The 16,836-nt window shown below is 73.4% G+C and carries 15 protein-coding genes; 6 read left to right on the plus strand and 9 right to left on the minus strand.

The genetic code is table 11. The features are described 5' to 3' along the window. Window positions 1-145 precede the first annotated feature (145 nt). Both mycP and ACGF4C_RS33605 read right to left on the minus strand, forming a co-directional pair. Window positions 146-1,306 carry a type VII secretion-associated serine protease mycosin gene (mycP, locus tag ACGF4C_RS33600; RefSeq protein WP_393571512.1) on the minus strand — a complete coding sequence of 387 codons (1,161 nt, stop codon included), beginning with the start codon at window positions 1,304-1,306 and terminating at the stop codon, window positions 146-148. Then, the gene (locus ACGF4C_RS33605) at window positions 1,303-2,568 is read right to left on the minus strand and encodes a hypothetical protein (protein WP_393571514.1); all 1,266 of its coding nucleotides are present in this window, start codon (window positions 2,566-2,568) and stop codon (window positions 1,303-1,305) included. Before ACGF4C_RS33605 ends, mycP begins: the two co-directional genes overlap by 4 nt. Window positions 2,569-2,783: 215 nt before the next feature. On the opposite strand from ACGF4C_RS33605, the gene ACGF4C_RS33610 reads away from it, so the two are divergent. Further along, on the plus strand, window positions 2,784-4,001 hold the full coding sequence (locus tag ACGF4C_RS33610) for an amino acid deaminase/aldolase (RefSeq protein WP_393571516.1): 1,218 nt from the start codon (window positions 2,784-2,786) through the stop codon (window positions 3,999-4,001). A 36-nt stretch (window positions 4,002-4,037) separates the two neighbouring features. On the opposite strand, the gene ACGF4C_RS33615 is transcribed toward ACGF4C_RS33610, so the two are convergent. The 4 genes from ACGF4C_RS33615 to ACGF4C_RS33630 form a co-directional block, all read right to left on the minus strand. Beyond that, window positions 4,038-5,306: a haloacid dehalogenase-like hydrolase gene (locus tag ACGF4C_RS33615; protein ID WP_393571518.1), complete on the minus strand. Its 1,269-nt coding sequence runs from the start codon at window positions 5,304-5,306 to the stop codon at window positions 4,038-4,040. Window positions 5,307-5,418: 112 nt separating this feature from the next. Then, window positions 5,419-6,219: a 3-oxoacyl-ACP reductase gene (locus tag ACGF4C_RS33620; RefSeq protein ID WP_393571520.1), complete on the minus strand. Its 801-nt coding sequence runs from the start codon at window positions 6,217-6,219 to the stop codon at window positions 5,419-5,421. Further along, complete coding sequence (locus ACGF4C_RS33625; RefSeq protein ID WP_393571522.1) at window positions 6,216-7,604, minus strand: aldehyde dehydrogenase family protein; 1,389 nt, start codon at window positions 7,602-7,604, stop codon at window positions 6,216-6,218. The genes ACGF4C_RS33620 and ACGF4C_RS33625 overlap by 4 nt, the downstream gene beginning before the upstream one ends. Before the next feature lie 11 nt (window positions 7,605-7,615). After that, entirely contained in the window at window positions 7,616-8,983 is a 1,368-nt protein-coding gene (locus ACGF4C_RS33630) for a glutamine synthetase family protein (protein WP_393571524.1), read from the minus strand. 73 nt (window positions 8,984-9,056) lie between these two features. Between ACGF4C_RS33630 and ACGF4C_RS33635 the strand changes: the two genes are divergently transcribed. The 3 genes from ACGF4C_RS33635 to ACGF4C_RS33645 all read left to right on the plus strand — a co-directional run bounded on the left by ACGF4C_RS33635 (window position 9,057) and on the right by ACGF4C_RS33645 (window position 12,239). Then, a complete protein-coding gene (locus ACGF4C_RS33635) occupies window positions 9,057-9,776 on the plus strand; it encodes a FadR/GntR family transcriptional regulator (protein WP_393571526.1) in 720 nt (239 codons plus the stop codon). Between the two features lie 282 nt (window positions 9,777-10,058). Then, complete coding sequence (locus ACGF4C_RS33640; protein ID WP_393571600.1) at window positions 10,059-11,498, plus strand: amino acid permease; 1,440 nt, start codon at window positions 10,059-10,061, stop codon at window positions 11,496-11,498. A 42-nt stretch (window positions 11,499-11,540) separates the two neighbouring features. Beyond that, window positions 11,541-12,239, plus strand: a complete 699-nt coding sequence (locus ACGF4C_RS33645) for a gamma-glutamyl-gamma-aminobutyrate hydrolase family protein (protein WP_393571528.1) — start codon at window positions 11,541-11,543, stop codon at window positions 12,237-12,239. 9 nt (window positions 12,240-12,248) lie between these two features. Here ACGF4C_RS33645 and ACGF4C_RS33650 read toward each other — a convergent pair whose 3' ends face one another. Together ACGF4C_RS33650 and ACGF4C_RS33655 are read right to left on the minus strand one after the other, a co-directional pair. After that, on the minus strand, window positions 12,249-12,602 hold the full coding sequence (locus ACGF4C_RS33650) for an SH3 domain-containing protein (RefSeq protein WP_393571530.1): 354 nt from the start codon (window positions 12,600-12,602) through the stop codon (window positions 12,249-12,251). A gap of 36 nt (window positions 12,603-12,638) precedes the next feature. Beyond that, complete coding sequence (locus ACGF4C_RS33655; RefSeq protein WP_393571532.1) at window positions 12,639-13,307, minus strand: helix-turn-helix domain-containing protein; 669 nt, start codon at window positions 13,305-13,307, stop codon at window positions 12,639-12,641. Window positions 13,308-13,433: 126 nt separating this feature from the next. Between ACGF4C_RS33655 and ACGF4C_RS33660 the strand changes: the two genes are divergently transcribed. Together ACGF4C_RS33660 and ACGF4C_RS33665 are read left to right on the plus strand one after the other, a co-directional pair. Continuing rightward, window positions 13,434-14,555: an arylsulfotransferase family protein gene (locus ACGF4C_RS33660; RefSeq protein ID WP_393571534.1), complete on the plus strand. Its 1,122-nt coding sequence runs from the start codon at window positions 13,434-13,436 to the stop codon at window positions 14,553-14,555. Window positions 14,556-14,558: 3 nt separating this feature from the next. Continuing rightward, window positions 14,559-15,869 carry a uracil-xanthine permease family protein gene (locus ACGF4C_RS33665; RefSeq protein WP_393571536.1) on the plus strand — a complete coding sequence of 437 codons (1,311 nt, stop codon included), beginning with the start codon at window positions 14,559-14,561 and terminating at the stop codon, window positions 15,867-15,869. Here the strand turns inward: ACGF4C_RS33665 and ACGF4C_RS33670 are convergent. Then, window positions 15,836-16,801, minus strand: coding sequence for a LysR family transcriptional regulator (locus ACGF4C_RS33670; RefSeq protein WP_393571538.1), 966 nt, complete (start codon window positions 16,799-16,801; stop codon window positions 15,836-15,838). The genes ACGF4C_RS33665 and ACGF4C_RS33670 overlap by 34 nt on opposite strands. Window positions 16,802-16,836 lie beyond the last annotated feature (35 nt).

Genomic DNA, 16,836 nt, shown 5'->3' on the forward strand with positions numbered 1-16,836 from the left:
GGGGGGGGTTTTGTGGTGGGTGGGGTGAGGGGCCTGGGGGGCGGGTTTTTGGGACTGCTGTCGCTTTACGTCCCAAACACCGGCCCCTCCGGCCCGTCCCCTCCCGTTGGGGAGAGGGGGAGGGCGGTGGGGGCTGGGGTTGGATTCAGGGGCGGGAGCGCCAGAGGAGGAGGGCAGCGGCCATCAGCGCCACGCCGGCGGCGCCCGCTGACCAGGGGAGCCAATTGGTGGGGGTGTCCTCGGGGGCGTCGTCGGTGGGGCCGGGGCCGAAGTAGCGGCCGTTGTAGGTGGCGGGGGACGGTTTCTGGGGGACGGGGCGCAGGCCGTCTGCGGCGTTGAGGGCGGCGGCGGGGTCGATCAGGCCCGCGCCGTAGTCGTCGTCGCGGCCGCCCTGGGGGGTGTCCTGGGCGGTCGACGTGAGCAGGTGGCGGATCTGGGCGGGGCTCAGGTGGGGGTGGGCCGAGCGGATCAGGGCGATGGCGCCGGAGGTGAAGGCCGCGGCGGGGCTGGTGCCCCAGCCGGAGAGGTAGCCGTCGTCGTTGCCGGCCATGAGGATGTCCTCGCCGGGGGCGCTGACCGTGGCGTACCAGTGGCGGGTGGAGAAGTGGGCGCGGTCGCCCTGGTGGGTGACGGCCGTGGTGGCGATGACGCCCGGGTACGCGGCGGGGTAGGAGACGTGGTTGCCCTTGTCGCCGCCGTTGCCCGCGGAGGCGACGACGGGGATGCCCTTGCCCAGGGCGTACTGGATGGCGGCGTCCTCGCGCGGCTCGGGGTGGGCGGACTCGCTGTCGTCGCCCAGGGACATGCTGATGACGTCGGCACCGTGGTCGGCGGCCCAGCGGATGCCGTCGGCGAGCGCGCCGGCCTTCTCCGTGCGGGCGCGTTCGCGCTGCGGGTCGTTGTCCTCCAGGATCACCCGGACCGGGAGGATCTTGGCGGCGGGGGCGATGCCGAGCACACCGTCCTGGCGGCCGGCGCCGTGGCCGTGGCCCGCGATGACGCTGGCCATGCCGGTGCCGTGCCGGGCCCAGGCCGCGTCGCCCGGGCCGGCACCGAAGCCGACCAGGTCCTTCTCGGGCAGGACCTGGTCCTGGAGGTCGGGGTGGTTGGCGTCGACGCCGGTGTCCAGGACGGCGACCGTGACGCCCTCGCCCTTGGTCGTGCGCCAGGCCTGCTGGGCGTGGACGGCCTGCAGGCCCCATTCCTGGGCGCGGATGGCGTCGGCCCGGGCGGGTACGGCGGGCAGGACGGTGAGTGCGGCGGAGGCCAGGGTGAGGGCGGCCGCGCGCAGCGGGGTCTGCGTCATGGCGCGTCCTCCCGGGGCTGGGTGGGGGTGCCGGCGGCCTTGCGGAAGTCGTTCTCGATGCGGTCGGCGAGGTCCTTGGCGTCGTGGCCGAGGCCGGATTCGGCGGGGGCGGTGGTGGCGCCGGGGCGGACCGCGGCCTCGGCGGGCTGCGGCTCGGTGACGGCGCGGCCGTCGGCGAAGCCGGAGACGGCGTAGACGATCACCGGGACGTCGGTGAGCACCCGGACGGTCCAGCTGGCCCGCTGGGCGCGCCCGAAGCCCTCGGCGGAGGTCCCCTTGGGGGCGTACGGCACCGGCATCAGATCGGTGCGTTCGGCCAGGCTCCTGGTGCTGAAGCGGGTGTTGAGGGCGAGCATGCCGGCCGGGTCGGTCCGGGTGGTCTGGGCGCCGACGGTGATGACGCTGGAGCGGGTGGCGTCGAGATACGTGGCGCGCAGCAGGCGGACGCAGCCGGCCCGGGCGAGGGCCTGGGCGAGCTTGGGGTCGTAGGCGCCGGTGCAGTCGCTGTCGGGGGCGACCGCGATCCGGGTCCAGGTCCGGTCGGCGCCGCCGGGGCCGACGCCCAGGCCCTCGACGGTACGGGGGAAGAGGGTGTCGACCGGGGTGTTTCGCCAGGCGTCGCGGCCCTTGGTGAAGGTGGCCTCGGCGGTGGGCGGGGCGTCCTCGGGGTCGTCGGTGAGCCAGCTGCCGGCCGCGGCGCCGCCGAGCAGGCCGATGCCCAGGACGAGGCAGGCCGCGGCGGCGAGCACCCGGCCGGTGGGGCGGCGGCCCGCGGGGAACCGGCGGGCGGGTGCCGGGCCGGCGGCAACTCCCTGTCCCGGGCGGGGAGTTGTGGGCCAGGACGGCCGGCCGGGCGGGGTGGTCGTCGGGCGGGCGGCGGGTTCCTGGGGGGCGTTCCACAGGTTCTGGCTGTTGGCCAGGTGGAAGGCGGCGGTGTCGCGGAACGCGGCCGGACGCCCGGCCGGGCGCGGCGGCGCGGCGGGGGTGGGCGGCGTCCCGGGGTGGGGCGCCCGGGGCGCGCCGGCGGCGGGTGGCTGCGCGGGGGGCGGGGGCGGCGGGGCGGCGGGGCGCGGCGGTACGCCGTGCGCCGCCGGGGGTGCCTGCGGGGGGACGGACGGCTCGGCCGGGGCCTGGCGGCGCAGGACGGTCGTGTGCGGGTCGTCGTCCGGCTCCGGTGTCGCGGCCGCCGCGGGCTGCCGGGGCGGCCGCGGGGGTATGGGCGGGACGTGCCGCGGATCGACGAAGTCTGCGTCGGTGCTCACCCGCGCTCCCCCTTGCGCCGTGGCCCCCGGCCCCCGATCCGCAATCGGGGCAGGGGGGTTGGTATCCGGACAACACGCCGCTGACCTGCTGGTGGCGGTGTCGGGCCACTCTACGGGCTGCCGCCGCCGGTGCTCCAACCCCTCTCCGCTGGTTGTCCACTCTGTCGGGATCCCTCCCCCTACCCAGTGGTAGGCCGTTCTGGCAGGCTGCGGCCATGTCCCAGCTGAGAGTCGATACGTATGGCGACAAAGCCGCTTATGACCGGGCGACGGCCCCTCTCGACGCGCCGCTGGCCGTCGTCGACCTGCGGGCGTTCGACGCCAACGCGGCCGATCTGGTGCGCCGGGCGAAGGGGAAGCCGATCCGGGTGGCGAGCAAGTCGGTGCGCTGCCGGGCCCTGCTGGAGCGGGTGCTGGCACGGGAGGGCTTCGCCGGGATCATGAGTTTCACGCTGGCCGAGTCGCTGTGGCTGGCGCGCTCGGGCTTCGCGGACGTCCTGCTCGCGTACCCGTCGGCGGACCGGGCGGGGTTCGCCGAGCTGACCGCCGATCCGAAGCTCGCGGCCGCGGTGACGGTGATGGTCGACGATCCGGCGCAGCTGGCGCTGATCGACGCGGTCCGGCCCGCGGGCGGCGGGGAAGAGGTCCGGGTGTGCCTGGAGCTGGACACCTCGTACCGGCTGCTGGGCGGGAAGGTGCGCTTCGGTGCCCGGCGGTCGCCGCTGCGGGAGCCGGCCCAACTGGCCGCGCTGGCGCGGACGGTGGTGCGCCGCCCCGGTTTCCGGCTGGTGGGGCTGATGGCGTACGAGGGGCATGTGGCGGGGGTGGGTGACGAGGTCGAGGGCAAGCCGGTGTTCTCGCGCACGGTCCGGATGATGCAGGCGGCGGCGCGCAGGGAGCTGGCGCAGCGGCGCTGGGAGGCCGTACGGGCGGTGCGGGCGGTGGCTCCGCGGCTGGAGTTCGTCAACGGCGGCGGGACCGGCAGTGTGCAGCACACGGCCGCGGAGGCGGCGGTCACCGAGGTCGCGGCGGGTTCGGGGCTGTACGTGCCGCGGTTGTTCGACAACTTCCGTTCGTTCAGCGGCCGTCCGGCGGCGCTGTTCGCCCTGCCCGTGGTGCGCCGGCCGGGGCCCGGGGTGGTGACGGTGCTGGGCGGTGGCTATCCGGCGTCGGGGGTGGCGGGCGCGGACCGGCTGCCGGTGCCGTATCTGCCGGCCGGGTTGCGCTACGACCCCCAGGAGGGGCCGGGTGAGGTGCAGACGCCGTTGCTGGGGGCGGCCGCGGACGGGCTGGCGATCGGCGACAAGGTGTGGTTCCGGCACGCCAAGGCCGGGGAGTTGTGCGAGCGGTTCGACGCGCTGCGGCTGGTCGACGGGGACCGGGTGGTGGACACCGTGCCGACGTACCGCGGGGAGGGCCGCACCTTCCTCTGAGCGGTGCGGCCCTCCCGTGCGGTGGCGTTCAGCGGGTCAGTAGACGGTGTCCTGCTGGTCCGGGACCACCGAGCCGTCGGCGCGCCGGACCGGGCCGAGGGTGCCGTCCGGCCGGGTGTAGCCGGTGCTCGCGCAGGGGTACGGGTCGGCCTTGCGCGGCTTGGGCTCGATGAACATCGGGTTGACGATCCACCGGTGGTCGGCGTTGTCGTACGCCCGGCACATCAGCTCGGTCTTGTTGCGGTTGACGGCCAGGTGGCCGGCGGTGGCGTCGCCGACGAAGGTCACGTCGGTCTCGGCGTCGCCGGCCGCGAAGGCGGGGCGGTGCGCCCGGTCCTGCTGCTGCCAGGCCTTGGCGCCCTTGACGTGGAAGATCTCCTGGTTGATCCAGCAGCGCTTGCCGTCCATGTACGTCAGGACCTCGCCGTTGGTGTCCTTGACGTCACCGCAGCCCTCGACGCCGGTGGTGAGCTTGCCGTCGCGGACCACGTTGCGGATGCCGATGATGTGGTCGCGGTCGATGCCCACACCGGGTGCCCAGGCGCGGACCAGCGGCTCGGCGGAGGCGGAGACGATGTAGACGTCGAAGCCGGCCTTCTTGAGGGTGCCGATGAGGTCGCGCTGCTGGTCGTAGTAGCGGATGTAGCCGGCCCACTTGTGGGTGCCGACCGTCTGCTCGGTACCGATCGGCGCGGCGAGGTTCTGGGTGCGGGCCTTGGCGGCGTACGAGGTCAGGGTGGCCGGGCTGTGGCCGGCGAACAGCTGGGTGATCCAGACGTAGGAGGGCACCGTGCGCCGGTGGTTCCACTCCCCCGCGAACGCGGGCTTGCCGCCCGAGGTCTCCTCGTCGTTGTAGACGTCGAGGATCTCGTCGGTGCAGTCGGTGTCGGTCGACGTCGGCAGCGGGTGGCCGGCGGGCACGGAGGTGCCGCAGGCCTTGGTGAGCGCGTCGGCGGCGGCGTCGGTCAGCCACTTGTTGGTGGCCTTCCAGCTGGCCGGGCGCAGCACCTTGTCGTGCCGGAGCATCCAGGCCAGTGTGGCGTCGGAGATGTCGTTCTTGACGACGGTGTTGTCCCAGTCGAAGGTCGCGACCGGCCGCGCTCCCCCGGATCCCGAGCAGCTGCCGCGCTCGTCGATCATCTTCTGCAGCTTGGCGTGGTTGTCGCCGTACCAGCCCTTGGTGACCTGGAGGGTGGGACAGCGGTGCGGGGCCGGCTGCGCGGTGGCCGTCTGCGCGACCGCGACGCCGCCTCCGACGACCGCGAGGGCAGCTCCCGCTGCCAGCCAGCGACGCTTGGTGAGCATGGACGTAACTCCTGTCGAACGAAGGATCGAAGGCGGACGCTAGCGTACGGCGGCCGGACGTCGCGCGACATCCGGCCGCCGGGGCGCTTACGCGGAAGTGAACAACGAGCGATCACACCGGCGTGACGTACGCTCCCGCGATGCCTCCGTCGACCAGGAATTCGGCCGCGTTGACGAATGACGAGTCGTCACTGGCGAGGAAGGCGACCGCGGAGGCGATCTCCTCGGGCTCGGCGAACCGGCCGACCGGGACGTGCACCAGACGGCGCGCGGCGCGCTCGGGGTCCTTGGCGAACAGCTCCTTGAGCAGCGGGGTGTTGACCGGTCCGGGGCACAGGGCGTTGACCCGGATGCCCTCCCGGGCGAACTGCACGCCCAGTTCGCGGGACATCGCCAGCACGCCGCCCTTGGAGGCGGTGTAGCTGATCTGCGAGGTGGCCGCGCCCATGACGGCCACGAAGGAGGCGGTGTTGATGATGGAGCCGCCGCGCCCGGTCTCGGCGAACTGGCGCTGCATGTAGGGCAGGGCGTGCTTGCAGCAGAGGTAGACCGAGGTGAGGTTGACCTCCTGGACGCGCTTCCAGGCTTCCAGGCCGGTGGTGAGGATGGAGTCGTCGTCGGGCGGTGAGATGCCGGCGTTGTTGAAGGTGATGTCGACCGAGCCGTAGGTGTCGAAGGCGGTCTTGTAGAGCGCCTCGACCTGCTCGGAGTCGGTCACGTCGACCTGGACGAAGAGGCCGCCGACCTCTTCGGCGGCGGCCTTGCCGGCCGCCTCGTCGATGTCGGCGCAGACGACGTGGGCGCCTTCGGAGGCCAGTCGGCGGGCGGTGGCCAGGCCGATGCCGCTGCCGGCTCCGGTGATCACGGCGGTACGGCCGACGAGGCGGCGGCACACTGCGGTCTGGTCGGTCACGGGGACTCCTCGCTGGGCTCGGTGCTGATGAAGATGTTCTTGGTCTCGGTGAAGGCGGTGAGCGCGTCCGGGCCGAGCTCGCGCCCGAGTCCGGACTGCTTGAACCCGCCGAAGGGGGTCCAATAGCGCACGCTGCTGTGGGAGTTGACGGAGAGGTTGCCGGCCGCGACGGCCCGGGAGACGCGCAGTGCGCGGCCGACGTCGCGGGTCCAGAGGGAGCCGGAGAGGCCGTAGTCGGTGGCGTTGGCGATCCGGACCGCGTCGGCCTCGTCCTCGAAGGGGATGGCGACCGCGACCGGGCCGAAGATCTCCTCGACGGCCGTACGGTCCTCGGGGCGGCCCTCCAGGACGGTGGCGGGGTACCAGAAGCCCTTGCCCGTGGGGGCCTCGCCGCGGATGGCGGCCGGGGCGTCCTCGGGGACGTAGGACCGTACCCGCTCGCGCTGGGCGGCGGAGATCAGCGGGCCCATCTGCGTGGCGGGGTCGGCCGGGTCGCCGACGGTGAACGCCTTGACCGCGGGCTCCAGGAGTTCCAGGAAGCGGTCGTAGACGCTCCGCTGGACGAGGATGCGGCTGCGGGCGCAGCAGTCCTGGCCGGTGTTGTCGAGGAAGGAGCCGGGGGCGGCGGCCGCGGCGGCCTCGATGTCGGCATCGGCGAAGACGATGTTGGGGCTCTTGCCGCCGAGTTCGAGGGTGAGCCGCTTGGTCTGCGCGGCGCAGCGGGCGGCGATCTGCCGGCCGGTGGCGGTGGAGCCGGTGAAGACGACCTTGGCGACGCCGGGGTGGTCGACGAGTGCGGTGCCGGTGACCGGGCCCTCGCCGGGCAGGACCTGGAAGAGGTGCTCGGGGAGGCCGGCCTCCAGGGCGAGTTGGGCGAGTCTGAGGGCGGTGAGCGGGGTGGTCTCGGCGGGCTTCAGCAGGACCGCGTTGCCGGCCGCGAGGGCGGGGGCGGTGCCCCAGGCGGCGATCGGCATCGGGAAGTTCCAGGGGGCGATCACGGCGACCACGCCGAGCGGTTCCTGGACGGTGATGTTGAGGCCGCCGGCGACCGGGATCTGGGTGCCGGTCAGCCGCTCCACTCCCCCGGCGGCGTAGTGCAGCAGATCGCGGACGTTGCCCGCCTCCCACTGCGCGTTGCCCAGGGGGTGGCCGGCCTCGGTCCGTTCCAGTTCGGCGAGCTCGGGGATGTGGGCGTCGACGACGTCGGCGAAGCGGCGCAGGAGGCGGGCGCGGTCGCCGGGGGCCACCGCGGCCCAGGCCTCCTGGGCGGCCGCGGCCCGGCGGACCGCGGCGTCGACCTCTTCGGGAGCGGTGGTGGGGACGGTGGCCACCACTTCCTCGGTGGCCGGGTTGAGGATCTTCAGCTCGTGCGGACCATTGGACACAGCGTGGTTCCTTACATGCGCTCGAAGGAGCGGAAGCGCTCCCAGTCCGTGACGGCGGCGTCGTAGGCGTCCTGTTCGACGCGGGCCATGTGGCGGTAGTGGTCGACGACCTCGTCGCCGAAGGCCTCCCGGGCGATCGGGCTGCGTTCCCACAGCTCGGCGGCCTCGCGCAGGGTGGTGGGGACGTGCGCGGCGTCGCCGGCGTAGGCGTTGCCGGTGGTGGCGTCGGGGAGTTCCAGCTCGTGCTCGATGCCGTACAGGCCGGCCGCGACCATGCCGGCGACCGCGAGGTAGGGGTTGACGTCGCCGCCGGGGAGGCGGTTCTCCAGGCGGTGGGCGCGGCCGTGGCCGACGACGCGCAGGGCGCAGGTGCGGTTGTCGGGGCCCCAGGCGACGGCGGTGGGCGCGAAGGAGCCGGGGCGGAAGCGCTTGTAGGAGTTGATGTTGGGGGCGTAGAAGAGCGTGAAGTCGCGCATCGCGGCGAGCTGGCCGGCGAGGAAGTGCCGCATGGTCTGCGACATGCCGTACGGGCCGGAGTCGTCGGCGAGGACCGGGTGGCCCTGCTCGTCCTGGAGCGAGAGGTGGATGTGGCAGGAGTTGCCTTCGCGCTCGTCGTACTTGGCCATGAAGGTGAGCGCCATGCCCTCCTGGGCGGCGATCTCCTTGGCGCCGGTCTTGTAGATCGAGTGCTGGTCGCAGGTGGTGAGCGCCTCGTCGTAGACGAACACGATCTCGTGCTGGCCGAGGTTGCACTCGCCCTTGGCGGACTCGACGGTCATCCCGGCGGCGCCCATCTCGTTGCGGATCCGGCGCAGCACGGGCTCGACGCGGCCGGTGCCGAGGACGGAGTAGTCGCCGTTCCACTGGTTGGCCGGGTTCATGTCGCGGTAGCCGCGGGACCAGGCGTCCTCGTAGGAGTCCTTGAAGAGCATGAACTCCAGCTCGGTCCCGGCGAAGGCGCGCCAGCCGCGGTCGGCGAGGCGGTCGAGCTGGCGGCGCAGGATCTGCCGGGGTGAGGCGGCGACCGGGGAGCCGTCGTGCCAGGCGAGGTCGGCGGTGATCAGGGCGGTGCCGGGGTTCCAGGGGGTGCGGCGCAGGGTGCCGGTGTCGCCGTGCATGGCGAAGTCGCCGTAGCCGCGTTCCCAGGAGGACATCGCGTAGCCGTCGACGGTGTTGAGGTCGACGTCGACGGCGAGGAGGTAGTTGCAGCCCTCCGTGCCGTGGTCGAGGACGGTGTCGAGGAAGTATCGGGCCGCGAACCGCTTGCCCTGGAGCCTGCCTTGCATATCGGTGAAGGCGAGGACGACAGTGTCGATCTCCCCGGCGTCGACGAGGGCTCTGAGCTCCTCGACGGAGAGTGGGGGCGTGCGGTCTGCCACGGTAATGCCTCCTGTCACTGCATCCGGAGGTCATAAGGTAGGCACACGAACCATTGATTGGGAAGGGGTGTCGATGGACGGGACGGACGACCGGCTGGCGCCGGTGCTGCGGCCGGTGCGCGCGGGCAACGGCTTCGAGGAGGCGCTGGAGCAGATACTCCAGATCGTCCGGCTCGGCCTGGTCCAGCAGGGCGAACGGCTGCCCGCGGAACGGGAGTTGGCCGAGCGGCTGCAGATCAGCCGGGTCACCCTGCGCGAGGTGCTCAAGGTGCTCCAGGACGAGGGGCTGGTGGAGAGCCGGCGCGGGCGGTACGGCGGCACCTTCGTCCGGGTGCGCGCCGAGAACCACGGCGAGGCCGAGCTGCGCCGCCGGATCGAGAAGATCGACGTCGAGGACACCCTGCGGTTCCGGGAGGTGCTGGAGGTGGGCGCGGCCGGGCTGTGCGCGGCGCACGGGCTGACCGGCGAGCAGGCCGGCCGGCTGCGCGAGGCGCTGGCCGCGACGCAGGACGCGCCGCTCGCCGACTACCGCCGGCGCGACACCCTCTTCCACCTCACCCTCGCCGAGCTGTCCGGTTCGGTGTCGCTGGCCGCGCAGTACGCCGCCGTCCGGGCGAACGTCAACGACCTGCTGGACTGCATCCCGCTGCTGGTCCGCAACCTGGAGCATTCGCAGACCCAGCACGCGGCGCTCGTGGAGGCCGTGCTGGAGGGCGATGCGGACGGGGCGCGCGAGGTGATGCGGGAGCACTGCTGCGGCACCGCGGCGCTGCTCCGGGGCTTCCTTTCGTGACGCTTGCGCCACTCGCCGGGCCCGGAAACCCGCCCGTTACAAGATTTTCCCGCCGGGGTCTTGCGCTCAGCCGAGCCGAAGACAAAGGTATCGGCCCATACCTTTATTGCGGGGCTGGTAGCGGTACGGCCGTACCCGCCGCGGATCATCGAGGCCCTCGGAGGCGTGGTGTCCATCAACGAGCACGCGACGAACCCAGAGCAGGAACAACAACCCCCTCAGCTGTCCAGCGATGAACAGCGCCTCCACGAGCTCGGCTACGCCCAGGAGCTGGCCCGCTCGATGTCGGCGTTCTCGAACTTCGCCGTCTCGTTCACGATCATCTCGGTCCTCTCCGGCTGTCTGACGCTGTACGGCTTCGGCATGAACACGGGCGGGCCCGCCCTGATCACCTGGGGCTGGCCGCTGGTCGGCCTGATGACGCTGTTCGTGGGCCTGGCGATGGCCGAGGTCTGTTCCAGCTATCCGACGGCGGGCGGCCTGTACTACTGGGCGGCGAAGCTGGCGCCGTCGCACGGCCCGGCCTGGTCCTGGTTCACCGGCTGGTTCAACTTCCTCGGCCAGGTCGCGGTGACCGCGGGCGTCGACTTCGGCGCCGCGTCCTTCTCGAACGCGCTGCTGGACCTGCAGTTCGGCTTCGCCGCCACCCCGACCCACACGATCATGCTGTTCGGCATCGTGCTGCTGGTCCACGGCCTGCTGAACACCTTCGGCGTGAAGCTGGCCTCCTTCCTCAGCAACGTCAGCGTGTGGTGGCACATCCTCGGCGTGCTGGTCATCGTGGGCGCCCTGGTCGTGGTGCCCTCGAAGCACCAGTCCGCCTCCTTCGTCTTCACCCACTTCACCAACAACACCGGCTGGCACTCCAGCCTCTACGTCGGACTGCTGGGGCTGCTGCTCGCGCAGTACACCTTCACCGGCTATGACGCCTCGGCGCACATGACTGAGGAGACGCACGACGCGGCCAGGTCCGGCCCCCGCGGCATCGTGATGTCGATCCTGGTCTCCCTGGTCGCCGGCTGGGTGCTGCTGGTCGGCATCACCTTCGCCATCCAGAACTACGACGGCGCGCTGGCCAGCAAGACCGGTGTGCCCCCGGCGCAGATCTTCATCGACGCGCTGGGCGCCACCGGCGGCAAGCTGCTCCTCCTGGTCGCCATCGGTGCCCAGTTCTTCTGCGGCATGTCGTCGGTGACCGCCAACTCGCGCATGATCTACGCCTTCTCACGGGACGGCGCGCTGCCCGGTTCGCAGCTGTGGCACCGCATCAACAAGCGGACGAAGACCCCGACCAACGCGGTGTGGCTGGCCGCCGGCGGCGCCTTCCTGCTGGGACTGCCGTACCTGTGGAACGCCACGGCGTACGCGGCCGTCACCTCGATCGCCGTGATCGGCCTCTACATCGCCTACGTCCTGCCGGTCATCCTCCGGCTGCTGCAGGGCGACCGCTTCCAGCGCGGGCCCTGGCACCTCGGCCGCTGGAGCAAGCCCGTCGGCGTCATCGCGGTCGGCTGGACGCTGGTCATCTCCGTCCTCTTCATGCTCCCGACCACCAGCCCGGTCACGGCGGAGACCTTCAACTACACCCCGCTCGCCGTCCTCCTGGTCCTCGGCTTCGCCGGCACCTGGTGGCTGGTGTCGGCCCGCAAGTGGTTCACCGGCCCGAAGGTCCAGGGCAGCGCGGAGGAGCTGGCCGCCATCGAGCACGAACTGGAATTCTGAACAGCCCGGCCGTTGACGCCCCCGCACCCCCTCGGAGGATCCGTGTCCCAGCCGCTCATCGGCATCAGCACCTACCAGCAGGAGGCCAGCTGGGGGGTGTGGACGCTGCCGGCCGCGCTGGTGCCCGCCGGGTACCCGCGGCTGGTGCAGCGCTCGGGCGGGCTGGCCGCGCTGCTGCCGCCGGGCGATCCGGCGACCGCGGCCGCGGCGGTGGCCCGGCTGGACGGGCTGGTGATCGCCGGCGGTGCGGACGTACAGCCGGCGCGGTACGGCGCGGAGCCCGATCCGCGCACCGGGCCGCCGTCGCTCGACCGGGACGCCTGGGAACTCGCCCTGATCGGGGCGGCGTTGACGGCCGGGGTGCCGCTGCTGGGGATCTGCCGCGGGATGCAGCTGCTGAACGTGGCGCTGGGCGGCACGCTCGTACAGCACCTCGACGGGCACGCCGGGCCGCCCGGGGTCTTCGAGAAGCACGAGATCAGGCCGGTCGCCGGGACACTCCTGGCCCGGGCGCTGCCCGAGCCGGTCTCCGTGCCGACCTACCACCACCAGGCCGTGGACCGGCTCGGCAGCGGGCTGCTGGTCTCGGCGCACGCCGCGGACGGCACCGTGGAGGCGCTGGAGCTGCCGGACGGGCCGGGCTTCGCGCTGGCGGTGCAGTGGCACCCGGAGGCGGGGGACGACACGCGTGTCATGGACGCCCTGGTGGCGGCGGCACGCGGGTCGTCCCCCCGGGAGTGACCGGCCGGGTCAGACCCTCCTGCTCCCGCAAGCGCCGGGAATCCAGCCGGTGTTGCCCCGGAACGTGATCTTCAGCCAGTCGTTGCCCGAGCGGCCGCAGAGGTGGTAGCTCTGCCCGGTGCCCCGGCCGGTGATGCAGGTGGTCGCGCCCTTGGTGAAGAGCCCCACCGCGGTGCTGTTCAGCTTCCGCTCCTTGCGGATCCGCACGTTCTCCTGGGCCTGCGCGTTGACGCACGCGACCCGCGCGGTGGCCGTGGCGGCGGGCGCCTTCCCGGGTGTGGCGGCGATGGCGGTCCCGCTGGTCAGTGCGGTGCCGAGCGCGGCCACGGCGATGACGGCGGGAGCCGTCAGCTTCAGCCTCATGTGTCCCCCTCAAGATCGATGAAGCGTTCGCACAGATTATCGATGCGGAAAGTCGTCCGCCACCCCGACCAGGAGGACCCGGGTGCCCGAAGTCAGCGCGCGCCAGCGGTGGGTGACCCCGCCGGAGCAGTAGAGGGTGTCACCGGGGCCGAGTTCATAGGCCTCGCCGGCCGCCTCGGCCTCCACCGCGCCCTCGACGACGTACATCAACTCGTCGTGCGGGTGCCGGAATGCGCGCTGCCAGTCGTGCCGGCCGGTGAACTCCAGGGCGTGCAGCTGCTGCCGGCCGCGGACCAGCGGGCGCACCCGGCCCTGACCGCCGGCACCCCGCTCGCCGCCGCTCCCCCCGCCGCCGCCCGCTGTGACGCCGCTTCCCTCGTCGCCGCCCGTTTCGTCGCCGCCCTCGGGCATCGCCGCGGAGCCGGCCCGGACCACGTCCACGGTGCGCGGGCCGTCGGCGGCGGCCAGCAGCCGGACCGCGGTGGTGTCCAGCGCGTCGGCGATCAGCTGCAGCGAGCGCATGCTGGGGCGCGCCCGGTCGTTCTCGACCTGGCTGAGGAAGGGCGCCGACAGCCCGGTACGGCGGGCGAGTTCGGCCAGGGTCAGCTCGCGGGCCCGGCGGCGCCGCCGTACGCCCGCCCCGACCCGCGGCGCCTCCGTGCCACCCTGTCCGCCGTCCTGTCCGCCGTCCGTCGGCCCGCCCATCCGCCACTCCTCGTTGCCGCGTTTATTGCCGCGTTTATTGCCGCGTTCACAGCCCTGCAACAGACCGCCCCTAGCGTCTACGCTGTTTGATCCCATCAAACAAAGTTTGACAAGGGGAAGTTCTTCATGACCACGGTCGATCAAAACACACGCCGCCGCCGGGGCACCGGCCTGATCGCGCTCGACACCCGCGCCGCCCACGACGGCTACACCCTCTACGCCCCGCTGACCGGCGGCGGCGAGGTGCTGCTCATCGACCTGCACGGCACCGTCGTGCACCGCTGGCACCTGCCGCACCGCCCGGGACGGCACGCCCGCATCCTGCCGAACGGCAACCTCGCCTACAACGCCACCCTCCCGGAGCAGGACGCGCTGTTCCCGATGTGGCACAAGTACCGCGGCGGGCTGATGCAGGAGATCGCCCCGGACGGCACCGTGCTGCGGGAGTTCACCGACCCGCTGCAGCACCACGACGCCCACCACCACGGCGACGGGCGGATCCTGTACACCGCGCTCGAACCGCTCACCGGGGACCGGGCCGCGGCGGTGCGCGGCGGCGTCCCCGGCTCCGAACCGGACGGCACGGTCTGGGCCGACACCATCCGGGAGGTCGACGCGGCGGGCCGGCTGCTGTGGTCCTGGCGGGCCGCCGACCACCTCGACCGGGACGCGTACGCCCTCCACCCGGACTACTCGCGCGAACACTGGCCGCTGATCAACTCGGTGTACCCGCTGGCCGACGGGAACGTCCTCGCCAGCCTGCGCAGCGTCTCCGCGGTCGTGGTGATCAGCCGCGCGACCGGCGAGATCCTCTGGCGCACCGAGCCCGGCCTGGTATCCCAGCAGCACCACCCCACCGAGCTGCCGAACGGCAACTTCCTGATCTTCGACAACGGCGTCTTCCGCCCCGGGCGGGACGTCCCGTTCTCCCGGGTCATCGAGGTGGCACGGGCGACCGGAAAGATCGTGTGGGAGTACCACGACCCGTCCCGGGAGGCGTTCTTCGCACCGTTCATGGGCAGCGCCCAGCGGCTGCCGAACGGCAACACCCTGATCACCGACTCACCCGCCGGCCGGCTCTTCGAGGTGACCGCCGAGGGCCTGCTGGCCTGGGAGTACGTCGTCCCGGAGTTCGGCAGCTACCACGAACCGGAGGTCGGTGCGCTCTTCCCGGCGCAGAACAACGCGGTCTTCCGCGCCCACCGCTACGACGCCGGCCAACTGCCCTGGCTGAAGCGGACGGTGTGAGCGATGGCCGCCTCGGCACCGGACGCCGTCGACGAACGGCTGCCGCCGGCCCGGCTGCTGCCGCTGGCCGCCCAGCACGTCCTGGCGATGATCGCGGCCCCGGTCTCCACGGTCTTCCTGATCGCGACCGGCCTGCGGCTGCCCGCCGACCGCACCGCCGCCCTGCTCAGCGCCACCCTGCTGCTGTGCGGGGCCGGTGCGCTGCTGCAGTCCTTCGGCGTGCTGCGGACCGGGGCCCGGCTGCCGTTCGTGATGCTGCCGGGCGGCGCGGCGGCCGCCCTCTTCCTCCGGACCGCCCAGGAGCACGGCGCGGCCACCGCGTCCGGCTCGGTCCTCCTGGCGGCCGCGCTGCTGCTGGCCGTCACTCCGCTGTACCGGCGGATCGTACGGTTCTTCCCGCCGCTGGTGATGGGCGCGACGGTGCTGGTCATCGGCGTCAACATGATCGACGTGGCGGCGCCGATGGCGGTCGGCGGCACCGGGCTGGCGGTGGTCACGATCGCCGCCACCGCCCTCGGCCTCCTGCTGCTGCGCGGGGTGTGGCGGCAGCTCTCGGTGCTGCTCGGGATGGCCGCGGGGACCCTGACCGCCGTCCTGACCGGGGCGCCCTTCCACCACGTCGCGGGCGGCGGCGTGCTGGCCCTGCCCCGCCTCTTCCCGTACGGCGCCCCGCACTTCGACCCGCTCGCCGCCCTGCCGCTGATGGTCTTCGCGCTCGCCTCGCTGGCCGAGGCGACCGGGCAGACCGTCCTCAACAGCGAGGCGGTGGGCCGTACGCCCGACCCGGCGCGGGACGTCCCGCGCACCGCCCGCGCGGACGCGGTGACCTCCCTGGGCGCCGGGCTGCTCGGCGGGACCGTGATGGTGACCAGCGCCGAGAACATCGGGATCGTCCAACTCACCGGCGTGCGCAGCCGGTTCGTGACGGCCGGGGCGGGCGGGCTGCTGGTCCTCGGCGGTCTGTGCGCGCCGGTGACCCGGCTGCTGGCGGCGCTGCCCACCCCCGTGGTCGGCGGCGCGTCCCTGGTGATCTACGCCGTCATCGCGGCCATGGGCATCGGCCTGCTGCGCCGCACCGACCTCGCCGACCGGGGCGCGGTCACCGTCGTCGCGCTGACCCTGCTCGCGGGGCTGCTGCCCGTCCTGGCCCCGGAGTGGTACCGGCCGCTGCCGGACTGGGCCCGGACGCTCTTCGGCAGCGGGGTGCCGGCCGCCGCCCTGACCGCGGTCGTGCTGTCCGCGCTGTTCGCCCGCCGGGGGCCGGGCCGGCGGCGCCCGGTTCAGGACGCGCCGCGGGTCAGCCCCAGCAGCTGACGAGCCGGGCCCGCCGGCCGCTGCCCGGTGGGCCACACCGCCCGCAGATCACGGCCGAGCCGCAGGTCGCGCACCGGGACCGCGACCAGCCGGCGGGCGGTGAGCTCCTCGCCGACCGCCAGTTCGCTGAGCACCGACGGTGCCGCCCCACTGAGCACCGCGGCCTTCAGGGCGGTGGTCGAGGCGAGTTCGAGCAGCGGCTCGGCCGGCCCGCCGTGCCCGGCGAGCGCCGCGTCCACCACCTGCCGGGTGCCCGAGCCGCGCTCCCGGAGGATCAGCGGGGTCGCGGCCAGCTCGGCGGCGGTCGGTCCGGTACGCCGCCGGGCCCACGGATGGGACGGGGCGGCGACGACCACCAGCCGGTCGTGCCCGATGACCGCGCCGTCCAGCCCGGCCGGCACCTCCAGCCCCTCGACGAACCCCAGGTCCGCCTCGCCCGCCAGCAGCCGCTCGGCCACCACCTTGGAGTTGCCGGTCAGCAGGGACACCGCGGTGCCGGGCAGCTCGGCGCGCAGCGCGATCAGCCAGCCGGGCAGCAGGTACTCGGCGATCGTCATGCTCGCCGCGACCCGCAGCCGGGAGTCGCGCCGGCCGCGCAGCGCCTGGGCCCCCGCGTCGAACGCCTCGGCCGCCTCGACGACCCGGCGCGCCCAGTCCGTCACCAGCACCCCGGCCTCGGTCAGCCGGGAGCCGCGCGGCGACCGCTCGACCAGGCCCACGCCCAACTGCCGCTCCATCGACCGGATCCGGCTGCTGGCCGCGGGCTGGCTGATGCCGCGGGCCCGGGCGGCCCGTCCCAGGCTCCCCAGCCGGGCGACCGCGAGCAGCAGCTCCAGCGCGCCCAGATCCGGCACCCGGTGCGCCAGCGGGACGGCCGGCACCTCACCCGGCCCGTCCCCGGCACCGGCACCGGCCCCATTCGCGTCACTCATCGGTCCCCCAGGCCCCCTGCTCATAACCCCAGCTT

It is taken from the genome of Streptomyces sp. NPDC048197 (assembly GCF_043202395.1).
GTDB classification, from domain to species: domain Bacteria; phylum Actinomycetota; class Actinomycetes; order Streptomycetales; family Streptomycetaceae; genus Streptomyces; species Streptomyces siderophoricus.

Excerpts from the sequence above, each read along its gene's own strand:
- mycP (WP_393571512.1), bottom strand. The coding sequence starts at position 1,306 with ATGACGCAGACCCCGCTGCGCGCGGCCGCCCTCACCCTGGCCTCCGCC.
- ACGF4C_RS33610 (WP_393571516.1), top strand. The coding sequence starts at position 2,784 with ATGTCCCAGCTGAGAGTCGATACGTATGGCGACAAAGCCGCTTATGAC.
- ACGF4C_RS33615 (WP_393571518.1), bottom strand. The coding sequence starts at position 5,306 with ATGCTCACCAAGCGTCGCTGGCTGGCAGCGGGAGCTGCCCTCGCGGTC.
- ACGF4C_RS33635 (WP_393571526.1), top strand. The coding sequence starts at position 9,057 with ATGGACGGGACGGACGACCGGCTGGCGCCGGTGCTGCGGCCGGTGCGC.
- ACGF4C_RS33640 (WP_393571600.1), top strand. The coding sequence starts at position 10,059 with ATGTCGGCGTTCTCGAACTTCGCCGTCTCGTTCACGATCATCTCGGTC.
- ACGF4C_RS33650 (WP_393571530.1), bottom strand. The coding sequence starts at position 12,602 with ATGAGGCTGAAGCTGACGGCTCCCGCCGTCATCGCCGTGGCCGCGCTC.
- ACGF4C_RS33655 (WP_393571532.1), bottom strand. The coding sequence starts at position 13,307 with ATGGGCGGGCCGACGGACGGCGGACAGGACGGCGGACAGGGTGGCACG.
- ACGF4C_RS33660 (WP_393571534.1), top strand. The coding sequence starts at position 13,434 with ATGACCACGGTCGATCAAAACACACGCCGCCGCCGGGGCACCGGCCTG.
- ACGF4C_RS33665 (WP_393571536.1), top strand. The coding sequence starts at position 14,559 with ATGGCCGCCTCGGCACCGGACGCCGTCGACGAACGGCTGCCGCCGGCC.
- ACGF4C_RS33670 (WP_393571538.1), bottom strand. The coding sequence starts at position 16,801 with ATGAGTGACGCGAATGGGGCCGGTGCCGGTGCCGGGGACGGGCCGGGT.